The organism is Qipengyuania profundimaris (assembly GCF_030717945.1).
GTDB classification, from domain to species: domain Bacteria; phylum Pseudomonadota; class Alphaproteobacteria; order Sphingomonadales; family Sphingomonadaceae; genus Qipengyuania; species Qipengyuania profundimaris.
Window position 1 is genome coordinate 1373222 of record NZ_JAVAIM010000001.1, and the last position, 16021, is coordinate 1389242.

Here is a 16021-nt window from a genome sequence, read left to right on the forward strand (position 1 = left end):
CGCGCGGCCCCGATGCTGCAAGCGGTTAGCGCGCAGCCTTCTGCGCCTCGACCATTGCGGCGACGCTTTCGAGCAGCTGGGGCGCGTCGTAGACGATGCCGTCCTTGACGGTCCAGCGCACCCCGCCGACCTGCTCGATCGCCCCGGTCTCGTAATTCAGCCGCGTGTGGCCGGTGCCGTACAGGACCTTGAGATTGGCGAGCGGGTTTTCCGGCACGATCACGAGATCGGCCAACTGACCGACCGCGATGCGGCCCATCGGCGGCTCGACGCCGCGCGGTTCGTAGATTTCGCGCGCGCCATCGAGCGTCGCGGCACGGATCACCTCGAGCGGAGCGAGCCCCGCCTCGCGCAGCATTTCCAGCTCGCCGATATAGGCGAAACCCCAGGTCTGGTAGATATAGCCGGGGTCCGAGCCAGCGGTGACGCGGCCGCCCTTGCGGTGGAAGTCCTTCGTCAGCTGGAACCACTTGTCATAGAAATTGCGCCAGGCGACCTCGTCCTCCGTGCTCCAGTCCTTGTAATAGCTGCCGTGGTTGGTGGCGCTGGGGGCGTAGAAATCCATCAGCGACGGCAGGCTGTAGCGCGCATGCCAGTCGCGGTTCTTGGCCGCCATCACGTCGCGGCTGGCGGAATAGATGTTGAAAGTGGGGCTCAGCGTTACGCCGCTCTCGACCAGCGCATCGACATAGGCGTCCCATTCCTCGCTGCCCGGTTCGACCGCCTGCGGGGCCAGTCGTGCGACCCAGCCGAAGCGCGATTGCTCGTCGAAATAATTGTAGTCTTCCGGGTAATAGGGAAGCGCGCCGTCTTTCAGCAGGCTTTCGAAATGGCCGTAGAAATGGGTGACCCCGTCGAGGCCGAGATCGACGGCTTCTGCCGCGTTCATTTCGGCGACGCCGGTCTGCGCGAGGTGGGCGACGGTGCCCATTTGCTGCGTCTCGGCTTCGTCCAGCGCAGCCTCCAGCACATCCGGCGTGGCGGAGTTGAAGAACTTGATTCCCCAATACCCCTGCGCCTTGGCCCACCGGACCCATTCGCGCGCCTTGGCGGGCGAGTCGGGCGCGCCGCGCGACCATTTGTCGCCGAATACGGCATAAGGGATCAGCCGCGGTGCGGCGATCGTGTTTGCCGCGCTACGGGCGGTGTCGGTCAGGTCGGGCTGGTTCGGGCCGAAATAGAAACTGACCCCGCGCACGGTCGTCACGCCATGGGCCAGCCACAGCTTGTAACCGTAGGACGGCTGGTTGGCTTTCGACGGATCGCCGTTGTGCCCATGCGTGTCGACGAAGCCGGGCAGCGCATACATGCCTCCCGCCTCGACCACCTTGCTGGCCGAGTTGCGGACGCTGGCAGGCGCGCCGCCGGGATAGAGGGCGGCAATGCGGTTGTTCTCGACGAGAATGTCGATCGGCCCGGCGGGCGGCGCGCCGCTGCCTTCGACTACTGTAGCACCCGCGATAAGCATGCGCGGGAACGGCCCTTCGCCTTCGCCGGCCGCGCGGTCGGGCACGGCATCCATTTGTTGCGCGGATAGGGCTGCCGGGGCGAGCGCCAGCAGCGCCGCGAGTGCCAGTTTGCGGAATGTCATCGAAATCTCCCTGCCTGTCTTGCGCCCTAGATCAGGAGAAGGGGGCTGTGAAGCGTGCGCCGATACGCGGCGAGGAACCGCTCGTTCAGTCAGCTGTAACAAGGGCGGGCCGACCATGCGCACCGAAAAGGAGATCCGCCGATGAAACGTCTCGCCATAGCCTTGCTCGCCGCAACCGCCAGCACCGTCGCCGCTCCGGCGCAGGCAGCGGAGGTTCAGATTACCACGCAAAACCCGGTCATCGAACTGTCAGTGTTCGAGCAGATCGAGGTCGAGCCGGACATGGCGACGATCTCGACCGGCGTGCAGACCGATGCGGCCACGGCCGTCGAGGCGCTGCGGCGCAATTCGGCGGAAATGGAGCGGCTGGTCGCTCTGATCCGCGCGCTCGGCATCCCGGCACGCGATATCCAGACGGCGAGCATTAATCTCAATCCGCGTTACGACTATAACAATCGCGGCGATCAGCCGCCGCGCTTCCTCGGTTATCAGGCCAGCAACCAGGTAACCGTCAAACTTCGCGATCTCGACCGGGTTGGCGAAGTGCTCGACGCCATGGTCGAAGCAGGCGCAACGAACATCAACGGGCCGCAATTCTCCATCGAGGACGACGAGGCTGTCAAGGCGCAGGCGCGGAGCAATGCGCTTGAGCGCGGCCGTGCGCAGGCAGAGGAATATGCGCGGCTGGCGGGATATTCGGGCGTTCGCCTGCTGCAAGTTGCCGAAGCGATCCGTGGGTCGAGCGGTTCGATGGCCAAGGACGAAGCGATCGTGGTGACCGCATCTCGAGTTGCCGCAGCCCCTCCACCTCCGGTCGCCCCTGGTGTCGTTTCGACCGGTGTCGGCATCGCATTGACCTACGAAATGACGCGCTGATCCAGCCTGAACTCGGGTGAGAACGAACATTCACACCTTGTTCAATGGGATAAGCTTAGGCAGGACGGCATAATGAAACGCATCCTAGCCTCGATCCTCGCAGCTGGCCTCGTCGCCGGTCCGATCGCCTCCGCGCCTGCCTTCGCGCAGCGCAGCGAGCAGGGCGAGGCGCGCCGCGAGATGAGCGCGGGCAATGCAATGAAGCTGCGCGATATCGAGCGCCGCGTGGTGCCGACCATGGGCGATGCCGAATATCTCGGCCCGGCCTATGATCCTACGGCCAAGGCCTATCGCCTCAAGTTCATCAAGAAAGGCCGCGTGATCTTCGTCGATGTGGACGCACGCACCGGTCGCATCCTCCGTCGCAGCCGCTGATCCCGGCGCTGCTTTTCATGCGCAGAAACCCCGTTCAGGTTGACGCGTTCATCTACATGAACGACACGCGTCGCAACGAAACAGGGACAAAGCCTTCATGAGAATCCTGATTGTCGAAGACGAGCCCACGCTCGGCCAGCAGTTGAAATCGACGCTGGAGCAGAACGGCTATGCCGTCGACCTTTCGGCCGATGGCGAGGACGGCCATTTCCTCGGCAGCACGGAGGATTACGACGCCGTGATCCTCGACTTGGGCTTGCCGGAGATCGACGGGCTGACCGTGCTCGGCATGTGGCGCAAGGAGGGGCGCGATTTTCCGGTCCTGGTCCTGACTGCGCGCGACAGCTGGAGCGACAAGGTTGCCGGCCTCGACGCAGGCGCCGACGATTACCTCGCCAAGCCCTTCCAGACCGAAGAGCTGATCGCCCGCCTGCGCGCGCTAATCCGCCGCGCCTCGGGCAATACGTCCTCCGAGCTGACCGCAGGCGACGTCCGTCTCGACACACGCTCGGGCCGCGTCACCCTGGCGGGGGAGCCGGTCAAGCTGACCGCGCAGGAATACAAGCTGCTGAGCTACCTCATGCACCACAAGGGCAAGGTGGTCAGCCGCACCGAACTGATCGAGCATATCTACGATCAGGATTTCGACCGCGATTCGAATACGATCGAGGTCTTCGTCACCCGCATCCGCAAGAAGCTGGGTGCGGAAGTCATCACGACCATCCGTGGACTCGGTTACAGCCTCGACGACCCTGCCGACCAGCCGCGCGCCTGACGCCGACGCTCCTTCGGGAAGCGAGGCGCATGCCGCGCGGGCTGGCGAGCCTGCGGATGCGCCCGTCACGATAGACACGCCGAAACCTGCGCGCCGCAGCCTCGCCGCGCGTATGATGGCGATCGCCGCGTTGTGGATTGGCGTCCTTTTGCTCGGCGGCGGCTTTGCGCTCGATCGTACGCTGGCTCGCATGGTCGAAAGCAATTTCGACGACCAGCTCGAATACCTCCTCAACGCGATGATCGTCACGGCGGAGATCGGCCCGGATGGCGAGGTGTATTTCAACCGTCCGCTTGGCGAGCCGCGGTTTCTTGAGCCGAATAGCGGCCTCTACTGGCAGATCAGCGGGGCGGGGCAGCTCGACACCCCGTCGCGCTCGCTATGGGACACGCAGCTCGAACTGCAGGCCGACCATCTCGATATGGAGCCGCATTTCTACGACTCCGCCCAGTTCGACGCCGAACCCCTGCGCATCGTGGAGCGCACCGTGCTGCTGCCCGACAGCGATACGCGCTGGACCTTTGCCGTCGCTTCGGCGCGCGAGGAACTGGATTTCCAAATCAGCCGCATCCGCTCCATCCTGATCTGGAGCTTCGCCCTCCTTGCCCTCGGTCTGATGGCGATGGCGATGGTGCAGAGCTATTACGGCCTCTCCCCACTCCGCCGCGTGCGCGCCGCGATCCAGTCCATGCGCAGCCAAGGCAGCAATCGCATTACCGAGCCGCTGCCGCTCGAAGTCGAACCGCTGGTCGAGGAAATCAACGCGCTGCTCGCCCATACCGAAAGGCAGGCCGAGGAAGCCCGCATGCACGCCGGCAATCTCGCCCATGCGCTCAAGACGCCGTTGACCGTGCTGACCAATGCTGCGACGGCCCGCGATCCGCAGCTCGCCAGCCTCGTGTTCCGCGAAACCAAGACGATGCAGCGCCATGTCGAGCACCACCTCGCTCGCGCCCGCGCCGTCGGCCGCCGCGCGTCTGGTCACAGCCGAGCGGACGTCTGGCCGAGCGCTGAAAGCGTCCTGCGCGCCGTCACGCGCATTTACGAAGACACCCGCTTCGATCTCGACGGCAACAAACTCGCCGCTGTTTCGATAGAACGTCAGGACCTCGACGAAATCCTCGGCAATCTGATCGAGAATGCCGCCAAATACGGTGGCGGTAGCGTGTTCGTCACCATCGATGCTGAACCCGAAGCGGAATGCTGCACCATCTGGGTCGAGGACGACGGCAGGGGCATTCCCGCAAGCGAACGCAGCCGTATCTTCGACCGCGGCGCGCGGCTGGACACGGGCAAGCCGGGCACCGGCCTCGGCCTCGCGATCGTGCGCGATGTGGCGGAAATCTACGGCGGCTCGGTCGAACTGGACGAAAGCGAGGATCTGGGCGGCCTGCTGGTCAAGCTCACCCTGCCGCGTGCCGGTATCTAGCTTTCCCGCGCCCGTTCGTGGTGGCGGATGACCTCGTCGATGATGAAGCGCAGGAATTTCTCGCTGAATTCCGGATCGAGCTCGCTTTCCTCGGCTAGCCGCCGCAGCCGCGCGATCTGTTCCTGCTCGCGGCTTGGATCGGCAGGCGGCAGCGCGGTCTTCGCCTTGTACTCGCCCACCGCCTGCGTAATGCGGAATCGTTCGGCGAGCATGTGGACCAGCGCGGCATCGATATTGTCGATGCTCTTGCGGAAGCCCGCCAGCGTCGCGTCTTCCGATCCCGATTGTTGCACGTCCTGCGTCATCATTTGCCAGATTAACGCCAATCGTTCTCTTGCCAAGAAAGCATAGCAAGAGCATGGCCAAGCCGAAATGACAGCCGACGTCGTACAATTGCCGCGCCGACAGCCCGAGGGCTCGATCGAACCGATGCTCGCCCTGACAGCGCAGGGCATGAATCAGGTCAACCAGGTGATCCTCGACCGGATGCAGAGCGAGGTGCCGCTGATCCCGGCGCTGGCGGGGCATCTGATCTCGGGCGGTGGCAAGCGCCTGCGCCCGATGCTGACGCTCGCCGGGGCCGAGCTGGTGGGTTACAGCGGCACGCGCCACCACAAGCTCGCCGCCGCAGTCGAGTTCATTCACACGGCGACGTTGCTGCACGACGATGTCGTCGACGGCAGCGACCTCAGGCGCGGCAAGGCGGCGGCCAACATCATCTTCGGTAATCCCGCCACCGTGCTGGTCGGCGATTTCCTGTTCAGCCGGTCGTTCGAGCTGATGACGGAAGACGGCAGCCTCAAGGTGCTAAAGATACTCTCAGGCGCATCGGCGATCATTGCCGAGGGCGAGGTCGACCAGCTGACCGCCCAGCGCAAGATCGACACCAGCGAGGAACGCTACCTCCACATTATTCGCGCCAAGACCGCGGCGCTGTTTGCGGCTGCCAGCCGCATTGCCGCTGTGGTGGCGGAGTGCAGCGAGGAACAGGAGCAGGCGCTCGACGAATACGGCCGCAATCTCGGCGTGGCGTTCCAGCTGGTCGACGACGCGCTCGACTATGACTCCAACGCGGCCGCCATGGGCAAAGACCGCGGCGACGACTTCCGCGAAGGCAAGATGACGCTGCCGGTGATTCTCGCCTACGCACGCGGCGACGAGGAAGAGCGCGCGTTCTGGAAGCAGGCGATCGGCGGCTTCAAGACCACCGACGCGGATCTCGACCACGCCATTGCGCTCATCGACAAGCATGATGCGGTCGCCGACACCAAGCTGCGCGCCAGCCATTTCGCGCAGCGTGCGATCGATGCCCTCTCGATCTTCCCCGACGGCCAGGCCCGGCGGGCGATGACCGAGGCTGCGCTGTTCGCGGTGGCGCGGGGATACTGATCCGTTCCGTCATCCCGGCTTTTGCTGGGCCGACGACAAGGTAGATGTGCGCCCCGTGCCAGAGCTTCCCATCCAAACCGTTCTGTCAGATGTTCTCGTTGCACTAAGCCAGGGCACCGCAGCGGTGCTGGTAGCGCCGCCGGGCGCCGGCAAGACTACCGCTGTTGCCCCGGGGTTGATAGGCGAAGACTGGTGCAGCGGCACCGTGATCCTGACCTCACCCCGCCGTGTGGCAGCGCGCGCAGCGGCCGAGCGAATGGCGGAAGCCCTCGGCGAGAAGCCGGGCGAGACCATCGGCTACATCACCCGCCTCGACAGCAAGCGTTCGGCGAAGACCCGCGTGCTGGTGGTGACCGAGGCGATCTTCGTGAACATGATCCTGGCCGATGCGGAGCTGGACGGCATCTCCGCCGTGCTGTTCGACGAGGCGCATGAACGGCATCTCGACAGCGACCTCGGCTTGGCGCTGGCGCTTGAAAGCCGGGCGGTTCTGCGCGAAGATCTTCGCGTTCTGGTGATGTCCGCCACCATCGATGGTGCGCGGTTCGCGGACTTGCTCGGCGGCGATGCGCCGGTGATCGAGAGCGAAGGCCGAGCGCATCCACTCGACATTCGCTGGCTCGGCTCGTCCCCGCAGGCACGGATCGAAGACGCCATGACGGCAGCAATCGCGACCGCCTGGCTCGAGGAAGAGGGCGACATCCTTGCCTTCCTGCCCGGCGTCGGGGAGATCGAGCGGACCCGCGAGCGGCTGGAAGAGCGATTGCCCACCGCGCTGGTGCTGCCCTTGCACGGTCAGGTCCAGCCGGCCGACCAGCGCGTTGCCCTAAGCCGCGATCCCGAGGGGCGCAGGCGTATCGTGCTGGCAACGGCGATTGCGGAAACATCGCTCACGCTGGACGGCGTCTCGGTCGTCGTCGATTCCGGCCTCTCGCGCCGCGCCGAGTTCGACCGGGCCGCAGGGACGACGCATCTCGTTACACACAGAGCCAGTCAGGCTGCCGCTACGCAGCGGGCGGGGCGAGCCGCGCGGCAGGGGCCGGGCGTGGCCTATCGTTTGTGGGAGCAGGGCGGCCATGCGGGGCGGGCAGCCTATGATCCGCCGGAGATCACGACCAGCGATCTCGCGCCGCTGGTGCTCGGCTTGGCGCGCTGGGGGACGACCGATCCAAGGACGCTCGCGTGGCTCGACAGCCCGCCCGAGCCTTCGGTGGCCGCGGCGCGCGAGACGCTTATGGCGCTTGGCGCGCTCGACGAGGAGGGACGCATCACGCCGCAGGGCGAGCGGCTGGCGCAGCTTCCGCTCGATCCGCAGAGTGCGGCCATGGTCCTGTTCGGGGCGCGGCATGGTGCGGCTGAGACGGCAGCGCGGATTTCCTTGCTGTTGCAAGAGCGTGGGCTGGGGGGACGCGGCGAGGATATCGAAGCGCGGCTTTCGCGCTGGACCGGCGATCGCGGTCAGCGCGCGCAGGCGAGTCGCAAACTTGCCGAGCGTTGGGCGAACACGGCACGCAAGCTGGTGAAAGAGGAAAACGGGGGCGAACCTTCGGTAGGTGTCATCCTCGCCGCAGGGCGGCCCCAGTTTCTCGCGAAACGGCGCGATGCGTCGGGCGAGCAGTGGATCGCGGCGGGCGGACGGGGTTTCCAGCTCGACCCGGCATCGCCGCTGGCCCGCGTCGAATTCCTCGCCATCGGCGATGCACAAGGTCAGGCCAAGGGCGCGCGGATCACCTCCGCCGCGTCGCTCGACATTGCAGAAGTGGAAGAATGGTTCGCCGACCGGATCGAGCGGCGAGCGGTTCTGCGCTGGACAGGCCAGCGGGTCGAAGCGCTGAGCGAGCGGCGGTTGGGAGCGATACTCCTCTCCAAGGGCCCAGATCCCGAGCCCGACGAGGGTGCGATCATGGACATGCTTGTGGAAAAGGCTCTGGAAAACCCGGCACAACTCCTTTCGCAGGCGCTGTTGGCGCGGGCGGACTACGCCGGGATCGATGCACTGGCACCGGAGCGACTGGCCGAAACCGCCGAGCTCTGGCTTGCGCCGCTGTTGGCCGGAAGGCGCGATCTCGCGGTTCCGAAAGGTAAGGCGGTCGATGCGCTTCTCGGCCAGGTCGACTGGGATGCGCGGCAGGCGCTCGACCGGCTGGCTCCGCGCGAGTTCGTGTCGCCTGCGGGCACGCACCACGCAATCGACTACACCGGCGACGACGCGCCGAGCGTCGAGGTGCGGGTACAAGCCCTGTTCGGCCTCGACCGCCATCCGATGATCGGCGAGACGCCGCTGCTGCTCAAGCTGACCAGCCCTGCCGGCCGTCCGATCCAGGCGACGCGCGACCTGTCGGGCTTCTGGCGCGGTAGCTGGGCGGATGTCCGCAAGGACATGAAGGGCCGCTATTTAAAGCACCGCTGGCCCGAGGAACCGTGGATCGAAAAGCCGAGTTTGAAGACCAAGAACGCCTTCCAAAAATCGGGCGGCTGAATTAGAGGGCATTTCCGACCGCACGGCGGGAGGCAAGGGCGACCGCCCGCCCGAGCCAATGCGAGGAAGCCAAGGTGGCCGGATGGCCACCGCCCGGCGTCTGAGGGACAAAAAGAATGGCAGCACGTATCTACCAGCGACCCAAGAGCGCAATGCAATCCGGCAAAGCCCGGGTGGACGAATGGGTGCTCGAATTCGAGCAGTCCGAAGCGCGGCGCCCCGATCCGCTGATGGGCTGGACCGGCAGCGGCGATACGCAGGCACAGGTGCAGCTGACTTTCCCGAGCAAGGATGCGGCCAAGGCCTACGCCGAAAAATACGGCATTACAGCCCGCGTCCACGCGACGCCGCCCAAGAGCCTCAAGCTGCAGGCCTACGCCGACAATTTCAGGTAGTTGATTTCTCCGGCAATCGCCGCCATATGGCGCGCCGGGAGTCGGGTGGACGTTTGCGTTCGCTCACCGGGTCAGGTCCGGAAGGAAGCAGCCCAGGTGAATTGCGGCGGGTCGCCCGGCTCCTTCTTGCAGGGAACCCTTGATCGGGACCGCCCCCATTCACCCACATATTGGATGATGTGTCCGCATGACATTCGGCGCGTCAGTGCCTACCTAATGTCGCATGGGTGATTCACCGGACAATCCCGACTCGCTGCCATGGGAAAGCGAGGCCGAAGAGGCCGCGCCGAGCGCTGCCGAACTGGAGGCCGCGGGGCAGAATTCGATGTTCGGTGACGCGGTAACGGATACGGCACCTCCCGCAGAGGTGGCGGCCGCTGCCGCGCCGGTCGCGGCGCCCGCTCCCGCCGAAACTCGCGCCGCGACTCCCGCCACCACCGCGCAGCAGCCTTATCGCGTGCTGGCTCGCAAATACCGTCCGCAGACCTTCGCCGAATTGATCGGGCAGGATGCCATGGTTCGCACACTGGCCAATGCCATCGCGCGCGACCGGCTGGCGCATGCCTTCCTGATGACCGGCGTGCGGGGGGTCGGTAAGACCTCGACCGCACGCCTGATCGCCAAGGCGCTCAACTGCATCGGTCCCGACGGGCAGGGCGGGCCGACGATCAGCCCGTGCGGCGAATGCGAACCGTGCCGCGCAATTGCAGAAGGCCGCCACATCGACGTGATCGAGATGGACGCGGCCAGCCACACCGGTGTCGACGACGTGCGCGAGATCATCGAGGCGGTACGCTATGCCGCCGTCTCGGCGCGCTACAAAATCTACATTATCGACGAAGTTCACATGCTGTCGCGCAATGCTTTCAATGCCTTGCTGAAGACACTTGAGGAGCCGCCCGCGCATGTGAAGTTCCTCTTCGCGACCACCGAGGTCGAGAAGCTTCCCGTCACCGTGCTCAGCCGGACCCAGCGCTTCGACCTGCGCCGCATTCCGGTGGAATTGCTCCAGTCGCACTTCGCCGAAATCTGCCGCAAGGAAGGCGTCGAAGCCGACGAGGAGGCGCTTCACATCATCGCCGGGGCTGCGGAGGGCTCCGTGCGCGACGGGCTGTCGATCCTCGACCAGGCGATCGCCCATGCCGATCTCGATACTGAGGGCAAGGTCTCTGCCGAGCGAGTGCGCGACATGCTCGGGCTCGCCGACAAGTCTGCCCAGCGCCGCCTGTTCGGGCACATGCTCGAAGGCGACGGCGCTGCTTTGCTGACAGCGATCAATGAACAATACGCGTTGGGCGTCGAGCCGCTGGCGCTGATGCGCGCGCAAATGGATCTCGCGCACCGGATTGCCCTGGCGCAGGTGTCTGGCGGGGATGCCGAGGGCGCATCGCAGGACGAGCGCGAAGCGCTGGGCGAGTGGGCCACCCGGCTCGATGTCGGACAAGTGCATCGGCTGTGGCAGTTGCTGCTGAAAGGGCATGAGGAAGTCCGCCTTGCGCCTGACCCACTGGTATCGCTGCGGATGGCCTTGCTGCGCGTGCTTCATGCCGGGCAAATGCCCGATCCCGGCAAACTCGCGAAGAAGCTCGAGACGCTCGCGGAGCGCGCACCGACCTCGAGCTCCAATCCTTCCTCCGCGTCCAAGCAAACTGCGCCCAGCGCCGAAGCGAGGCCGGACTGGCGTGCGCTGGTCGAGGCGATCGACGCCAGCGGCATGATGCAGGAAGCCAATGTGCTGCGCCTGCAGGTCCGCGTGGTGGAACTCGGCGACGGTATGCTACGCTATGGCCGCGATGCGAAATTCGGCGACGAAATTCTGCCGATCGTCAAGGACACGCTATTCCGCCACACCGGCAAGCGCTGGGACGTCGAGGAAGTGCCTGGCGGAGAGGGCGCTCCCTCGCTGGTCGAGCAGGAAATCGCACAGCGTGATGCGGACGCGGCTGCACTACGGGCCCATCCGCTGGTAAAGGCCGCATTCGAGGCATTTCCCGATGCCGAACTGATCGAAGACGGCGCCGCTCCCCCCTCGCGGCGCGAAATACCCTGGAGTAGGAACGCATAAGATGGATATGGAAGAAATGCTGGCTCAGGCGCAGAAGGCCGCCGAGACGATCCAGAAGCAGATGAACGAAACACAGGCTAAGCTCGACGAAATCGAAGTCGAGGGCGCGGCTGGTGGCGGTCTCGTCAAGGTCCGCGCTACGGCCCGCGGCCGCATCATCGGCGTGACGATCGACGAAAGCATGATGAAGCCGGAAGAAAAGCAGATGGTCGAGGACCTCGTGGCCGCTGCATTCAACGACGCGCGCGACAAGGCAGACCGTGTGTCGGGCGAGGAAATGGCCAAGGTCCAGCAAGGCATGGGCCTTCCGCCGGGCATGAAGCTTCCCGGAATGTAATCCGGTTCGGCGGAGCCTGCGGGCAGCGGGCTCTGCCGTCCACATTCTTCTACCCGCGCTGCGTTGCGAAAGGGCGGTAGCGTCACCATATTCCCTCGTAACGGCTTCGGCCAAGTGACGGAATATTTCTATGAGCAACGCTTTTCCCCTCCTTCCCCTGCGCGACATCGTGGTGTTTCCCGGTATGGTCGTGCCGCTATTCGTCGGCCGCGACAAATCGGTGGCCGCGCTCGAAGTGGCGATGGAAGGGTCGAAGGACATCTTCCTGCTCGCGCAACTCGATCCGGGCTGTGACGACCCTGAGCGCAGCGATCTCTACGAGGTCGGCGTGGTGGCGCAGGTGCTGCAATTGCTGAAGCTGCCCGACGGGACGGTGCGCGTCCTTGTCGAAGGCACGCGCCGGGCGACACTCGAGGCGCTGGTCGAGCAGGACGATCACGTGATAGCCGAGGTTTCTTCGCGCGATCCGATGACGGCTTCGGGTAGCGAAGTGATGGCCATGATGCGCCAGGTGGTCGAACAGTTCGGCGAATACGCCAAGCTCAACAAGAAGATCGGCGAGGACGCTGCCGACCAGCTGGCCGACATCGACGACGCCGGCGAACTGGCCGACACCATCGCGGCCGCCGTCAACGCCAAGGTTTCGGACAAGCAGGCCCTGCTGGTCGAGCACGATCCGCTGAAACGCCTCGAAATGGTCATGTCCTTCATGGAAGGCGAGCTGTCGGTGCTGCAGGTGGAGCGGCGCATTCGCGGCCGTGTGAAGCGGCAGATGGAGAAGACCCAGCGCGAATATTACCTCAACGAACAACTGAAGGCGATCCAGAACGAACTCGGCGATGGCGACGAGGACGGCGGCAACGAGATTGCCGAACTGACCGAGAAGATCGGCAAGACCAAGCTGTCGAAGGAAGCGCGCGAGAAGGCCGAAAGCGAGCTCAAGAAGCTCAAGAGCATGCAGCCGATGAGCGCGGAAGCAACTGTCATCCGCAATTACCTCGACGTGTTGCTCGGCCTGCCCTGGGGTAAGAAAAGCAAGGTCAAGAAGGATATCGGCGAGGCCCAGAAGGTCCTCGATGCGGATCACTATGGCCTCGAGAAGGTCAAGGACCGGATCATCGAATATCTCGCTGTGCAGGCGCGCACACGTAAGCTGAAGGGGCCGATCCTGTGCCTCGTCGGCCCGCCGGGTGTCGGCAAGACCAGTCTCGGCAAGTCGATCGCCAGGGCAACGGGCCGCGAATTCGTGCGCCAGTCGCTGGGCGGCGTGCGCGACGAAGCGGAAATCCGCGGCCACCGGCGTACCTATATCGGCTCGCTGCCGGGCAAGATCGTCAGCAATCTCAAGAAGGCCGGGAAGATCAACCCGCTGTTCCTGCTCGACGAGATCGACAAGCTCGGTCAGGATTTCCGCGGGGACCCGGCTTCTGCGCTGCTCGAAGTGCTCGATCCCGAACAGAACAGCAAGTTCCAGGACCATTATCTGGAGCTCGATCTCGATCTGTCGGACATCATGTTCGTGACCACCGCGAACAGCCTGAATCTGCCGCAGCCGCTGCTCGACCGGATGGAGATCATCCGGCTGGAGGGCTACACCGAGGATGAGAAGGTGGAGATCGCCACGCGCCACCTCCTGCCCAAGCAGGTCAAGGACCACGGGCTCAAGGATGAAGAGTTCGAGCTGACCGAAGACGGCCTGCGCGATCTCATCCGCTATTACACCCGCGAGGCCGGCGTCCGCACGCTGGAACGCGAATTGGCGCGGCTTGCGCGCAAGAGCCTGCGCAAGATCCTCGAGGGCAAGGCGGAAAGCGTCACCATCACACCTGACAACCTCAGCGACTTCGCTGGGGTCCGCAAGTTCAAGCATGGCATGAGCGAAGACGAGCCGCAGGTTGGCGCCGTCACCGGTCTGGCGTGGACCGAAGTCGGCGGCGAGCTGCTGACCATCGAGAGCGTCACCACGCCGGGGAAGGGCGAGGTCAAGACGACCGGCAAGCTCGGCGACGTTATGAACGAGAGCGTCGCGGCAGCCTTCAGTTTCGTGAAGGCACGGGCACCACATTACGGCATCCGCCCGAGCCTCTTCCAGCGCCGCAACATCCACATCCACTTGCCCGAAGGGGCGGTGCCGAAGGACGGGCCAAGCGCCGGTGTCGGCATGGTCACCTCGATCGTCTCGACGCTGTCGGGCATTCCTGTGCGGGCGGATGTCGCAATGACGGGCGAGGTCACGCTGCGCGGTCGGGTGCTCGCCATCGGTGGCCTCAAGGAGAAGCTGCTCGCAGCACTCCGCGGCGGGATCAAGAAAGTGTTGATCCCGGAAGAGAATGTGAAGGACCTCACGGAAATTCCCGATAATGTGAAGGAAGGTCTCGAGATCGTGCCGGTGAGCCATGTCGACGAAGTGCTCGCGCATGCGTTGTGCGAGGTGCCTGAGCCGATCGAATGGTCGGAAGCCGACGATCTCGCCAGCCAGCCGGATCACAGTCAGGGCGGCGCACCTTCCGCAACGGCACACTAACAAAAGATATATTGCATTGCAGCGACTCGCCGACTGCGAGCCTGCCGATCTTCGGTTGCAATTGAGCACCGCTTCGCCAGCGCTACTGGTGAATGCGCCATTTACCCTGCTTGCGGCGAATTTCGCCCCGAAAATCGCGCATTTTGGCCATATTTGCCTTTGACAGAGCCCGGAAAACTCTCTCAATTCGTGCGCCTTCGGAGAGGCGATTCACCGAACAGTTTTCAAAATTATATTGAGGGGGTTCCCAGAATGAACAAGAACGACCTGATCAGCGCGGTTGCCGATGCGAGCGGCCTTTCCAAGAGCGATGCATCGAGCGCCGTCGAAGGCGTTTTCGATTCGATCACCAAGGCACTGTCGAGCGGCGATGAAGTTCGCCTCGTCGGCTTCGGCACCTTCTCGGTTGCCAAGCGCAAGGCTTCGACCGGCCGCAATCCCCGTACCGGCGAACCGATGACCATCAAGGCATCGAACCAGCCGAAGTTCAAGGCCGGCAAGGGCCTCAAGGACGCGGTCAACTAAGCGATCGACGATCTGTCCGGACTTGCCAACGCCTCGGCAGCGGCCGGAGATGCAAATTACGCCGCGCCTCGAAAGGGGCGCGGCGTTTTTGTTTTGGTCTAGGCTCGGCGCGTAGCGATCGCATAAAGCGCGATCGCGGCGGCATTCGAGACGTTGAGGCTTTCAACTGCCTCGCCGATCGGGAGGCGGGCCAGCGCATCGCAATGCCCCTCGATATTGTGTCGCATGCCCGGGCCTTCCGCGCCCAGGACCAGCGCCACGGGCCCCGCTGGCAGAGCTTCGGCCAGCGTTGCGCCCGCCGCTCCGGTCAGCCCGATGCGCCAGTACCCCGCATCGGCCGCCTGCTCGAGCGCGCGAGCGAGATTTACCACGCGAACCCACGGCACGGTCTCGAGCGCACCCGAGGCGGACTTGGCAACCACGCCGCCTTCCGGTGGAGCGTGCCGATCCTGGGTGACGATCGCAGCGGCGCCGAAAGCGGCCGCCGAGCGCATGATCGCGCCGACATTGTGCGGATCGGTGACCTGGTCGAGAAAGACCAACGGCGCATTAGCCTCGCCGCCTATAACCTCGTCGAGATGCACATCTTCCAGCGCCGCGCATTCGAGCACCAGACCCTGGTGCGGGGCATCCTTTGCCACCAGACGGGCGAGATCCGCGACATCGGCATACTCGACCGGGAAATCCGCGGGCAGCTCTCCATCGAGGGTCTCGATTCCCTCACGCGTGGCCCATAGCTTGCGGTGCACCCGGTCCGGGTTCTTCAATGCGGCTTCTACCGCATGGCGACCCCACAGGCGCACATGGCCGGTGCTGGCCCGGCCACTGCCGCGTCCGCCCTTCATCCTGCCCGCACGCCCGCGTAGAGCCCTTTTTCGTTCGCTTTTGGCCATCATGTCCGTCCTGTCTGAAACATTGGCTGCGGCTCCTGCCAGCGAGGGCATTGACAGGCAAGCGCGGCTTCGCCAAAGGGGCGCCTCTCGGCAGGGAAGCCATGCGGCTTTCCCAGAGTTTCTCTTTCGACAGAGACTGAGCGAGCCCGTGTGGACAGGTGGCCGAGTGGTTAAAGGCAGCAGACTGTAAATCTGCCCGCGCAAGCGTACGCTGGTTCGAATCCAGCCCTGTCCACCATAGGCTTTCAACACGCCCGAGCTAATTCGCAGCAAAAAACAGCCAGGATGCAAGACGGCTTTTGCAACTCCATTTTGCCGATGGAGATAGATAGCGGAGGCTGGTTCAAATCAGGTGGTATGGGAACCGG

At 64.5% G+C, this 16021-nt stretch carries 14 protein-coding genes, 1 tRNA gene and 1 other RNA gene; 13 read left to right on the forward strand and 3 right to left on the reverse strand.

The window, feature by feature from the left end; translation table 11 throughout:
• Nucleotides 1-25: 25 nt before the first annotated feature.
• Nucleotides 26-1591 carry an amidohydrolase family protein gene (locus tag Q9K02_RS06770; protein ID WP_305932209.1) on the reverse strand — a complete coding sequence of 522 codons (1566 nt, stop codon included), beginning with the start codon at nucleotides 1589-1591 and terminating at the stop codon, nucleotides 26-28.
• A 141-nt stretch (nucleotides 1592-1732) separates the two neighbouring features.
• Between Q9K02_RS06770 and Q9K02_RS06775 the strand changes: the two genes are divergently transcribed.
• The 4 genes from Q9K02_RS06775 to Q9K02_RS06790 all read left to right on the forward strand — a co-directional run bounded on the left by Q9K02_RS06775 (nucleotide 1733) and on the right by Q9K02_RS06790 (nucleotide 5046).
• Nucleotides 1733-2467: an SIMPL domain-containing protein gene (locus tag Q9K02_RS06775; protein WP_305932210.1), complete on the forward strand. Its 735-nt coding sequence runs from the start codon at nucleotides 1733-1735 to the stop codon at nucleotides 2465-2467.
• Nucleotides 2468-2539: 72 nt separating this feature from the next.
• Nucleotides 2540-2842 carry a hypothetical protein gene (locus Q9K02_RS06780; protein ID WP_278327143.1) on the forward strand — a complete coding sequence of 101 codons (303 nt, stop codon included), beginning with the start codon at nucleotides 2540-2542 and terminating at the stop codon, nucleotides 2840-2842.
• 97 nt (nucleotides 2843-2939) lie between these two features.
• A complete protein-coding gene (locus Q9K02_RS06785; protein WP_278327142.1) occupies nucleotides 2940-3617 on the forward strand; it encodes a response regulator transcription factor in 678 nt (225 codons plus the stop codon).
• Complete coding sequence (locus Q9K02_RS06790) at nucleotides 3568-5046, forward strand: sensor histidine kinase (RefSeq protein WP_422785415.1); 1479 nt, start codon at nucleotides 3568-3570, stop codon at nucleotides 5044-5046. Before Q9K02_RS06785 ends, Q9K02_RS06790 begins: the two co-directional genes overlap by 50 nt.
• Here Q9K02_RS06790 and Q9K02_RS06795 read toward each other — a convergent pair.
• Nucleotides 5043-5351 carry a chorismate mutase gene (locus Q9K02_RS06795; RefSeq protein WP_305933466.1) on the reverse strand — a complete coding sequence of 103 codons (309 nt, stop codon included), beginning with the start codon at nucleotides 5349-5351 and terminating at the stop codon, nucleotides 5043-5045. The two genes, Q9K02_RS06790 and Q9K02_RS06795, sit on opposite strands and share 4 nt — an antisense overlap.
• A 67-nt stretch (nucleotides 5352-5418) precedes the next feature.
• Between Q9K02_RS06795 and Q9K02_RS06800 the strand changes: the two genes are divergently transcribed.
• The 8 genes from Q9K02_RS06800 to Q9K02_RS06835 all read left to right on the forward strand — a co-directional run bounded on the left by Q9K02_RS06800 (nucleotide 5419) and on the right by Q9K02_RS06835 (nucleotide 14760).
• On the forward strand, nucleotides 5419-6435 hold the full coding sequence (locus tag Q9K02_RS06800) for a polyprenyl synthetase family protein (protein ID WP_305932211.1): 1017 nt from the start codon (nucleotides 5419-5421) through the stop codon (nucleotides 6433-6435).
• A 55-nt stretch (nucleotides 6436-6490) separates the two neighbouring features.
• The gene (gene hrpB / locus Q9K02_RS06805; RefSeq protein ID WP_305932212.1) at nucleotides 6491-8914 is read left to right on the forward strand and encodes an ATP-dependent helicase HrpB; all 2424 of its coding nucleotides are present in this window, start codon (nucleotides 6491-6493) and stop codon (nucleotides 8912-8914) included.
• Between the two features lie 116 nt (nucleotides 8915-9030).
• On the forward strand, nucleotides 9031-9309 hold the full coding sequence (locus Q9K02_RS06810) for an ETC complex I subunit (RefSeq protein ID WP_305932213.1): 279 nt from the start codon (nucleotides 9031-9033) through the stop codon (nucleotides 9307-9309).
• Between the two features lie 34 nt (nucleotides 9310-9343).
• Nucleotides 9344-9438, forward strand: an RNA gene (ffs, locus tag Q9K02_RS06815) — signal recognition particle sRNA small type.
• Nucleotides 9439-9532: 94 nt separating this feature from the next.
• Nucleotides 9533-11374: a DNA polymerase III subunit gamma/tau gene (locus tag Q9K02_RS06820; RefSeq protein ID WP_305932214.1), complete on the forward strand. Its 1842-nt coding sequence runs from the start codon at nucleotides 9533-9535 to the stop codon at nucleotides 11372-11374.
• A gap of 7 nt (nucleotides 11375-11381) precedes the next feature.
• Nucleotides 11382-11711, forward strand: coding sequence for a YbaB/EbfC family nucleoid-associated protein (locus Q9K02_RS06825; RefSeq protein ID WP_305933467.1), 330 nt, complete (start codon nucleotides 11382-11384; stop codon nucleotides 11709-11711).
• A gap of 130 nt (nucleotides 11712-11841) precedes the next feature.
• Nucleotides 11842-14235, forward strand: a complete 2394-nt coding sequence (gene lon / locus Q9K02_RS06830) for an endopeptidase La (RefSeq protein WP_305932215.1) — start codon at nucleotides 11842-11844, stop codon at nucleotides 14233-14235.
• 252 nt (nucleotides 14236-14487) lie between these two features.
• Nucleotides 14488-14760, forward strand: a complete 273-nt coding sequence (locus tag Q9K02_RS06835) for an HU family DNA-binding protein (protein ID WP_305932216.1) — start codon at nucleotides 14488-14490, stop codon at nucleotides 14758-14760.
• 98 nt (nucleotides 14761-14858) lie between these two features.
• On the opposite strand, the gene rlmB is transcribed toward Q9K02_RS06835, so the two are convergent.
• Entirely contained in the window at nucleotides 14859-15653 is a 795-nt protein-coding gene (gene rlmB / locus Q9K02_RS06840) for a 23S rRNA (guanosine(2251)-2'-O)-methyltransferase RlmB (protein WP_305932217.1), read from the reverse strand.
• Nucleotides 15654-15805: 152 nt separating this feature from the next.
• On the opposite strand from rlmB, the gene Q9K02_RS06845 reads away from it, so the two are divergent.
• Nucleotides 15806-15891: transfer RNA gene (locus tag Q9K02_RS06845), tRNA-Tyr, on the forward strand.
• The last annotated feature ends 130 nt before the right edge of the window (nucleotides 15892-16021 follow it).

Bases quoted from the DNA above. Each gene is read 5' to 3' on its own strand.
- Q9K02_RS06770 (WP_305932209.1), bottom strand. From the start codon at position 1,591: ATGACATTCCGCAAACTGGCACTCGCGGCGCTGCTGGCGCTCGCCCCG.
- Q9K02_RS06775 (WP_305932210.1), top strand. From the start codon at position 1,733: ATGAAACGTCTCGCCATAGCCTTGCTCGCCGCAACCGCCAGCACCGTC.
- Q9K02_RS06780 (WP_278327143.1), top strand. From the start codon at position 2,540: ATGAAACGCATCCTAGCCTCGATCCTCGCAGCTGGCCTCGTCGCCGGT.
- Q9K02_RS06785 (WP_278327142.1), top strand. From the start codon at position 2,940: ATGAGAATCCTGATTGTCGAAGACGAGCCCACGCTCGGCCAGCAGTTG.
- Q9K02_RS06795 (WP_305933466.1), bottom strand. From the start codon at position 5,351: ATGACGCAGGACGTGCAACAATCGGGATCGGAAGACGCGACGCTGGCG.
- Q9K02_RS06800 (WP_305932211.1), top strand. From the start codon at position 5,419: ATGACAGCCGACGTCGTACAATTGCCGCGCCGACAGCCCGAGGGCTCG.
- Q9K02_RS06810 (WP_305932213.1), top strand. From the start codon at position 9,031: ATGGCAGCACGTATCTACCAGCGACCCAAGAGCGCAATGCAATCCGGC.
- Q9K02_RS06820 (WP_305932214.1), top strand. From the start codon at position 9,533: ATGGGTGATTCACCGGACAATCCCGACTCGCTGCCATGGGAAAGCGAG.
- Q9K02_RS06825 (WP_305933467.1), top strand. From the start codon at position 11,382: ATGGAAGAAATGCTGGCTCAGGCGCAGAAGGCCGCCGAGACGATCCAG.
- lon (WP_305932215.1), top strand. From the start codon at position 11,842: ATGAGCAACGCTTTTCCCCTCCTTCCCCTGCGCGACATCGTGGTGTTT.
- Q9K02_RS06835 (WP_305932216.1), top strand. From the start codon at position 14,488: ATGAACAAGAACGACCTGATCAGCGCGGTTGCCGATGCGAGCGGCCTT.
- rlmB (WP_305932217.1), bottom strand. From the start codon at position 15,653: ATGGCCAAAAGCGAACGAAAAAGGGCTCTACGCGGGCGTGCGGGCAGG.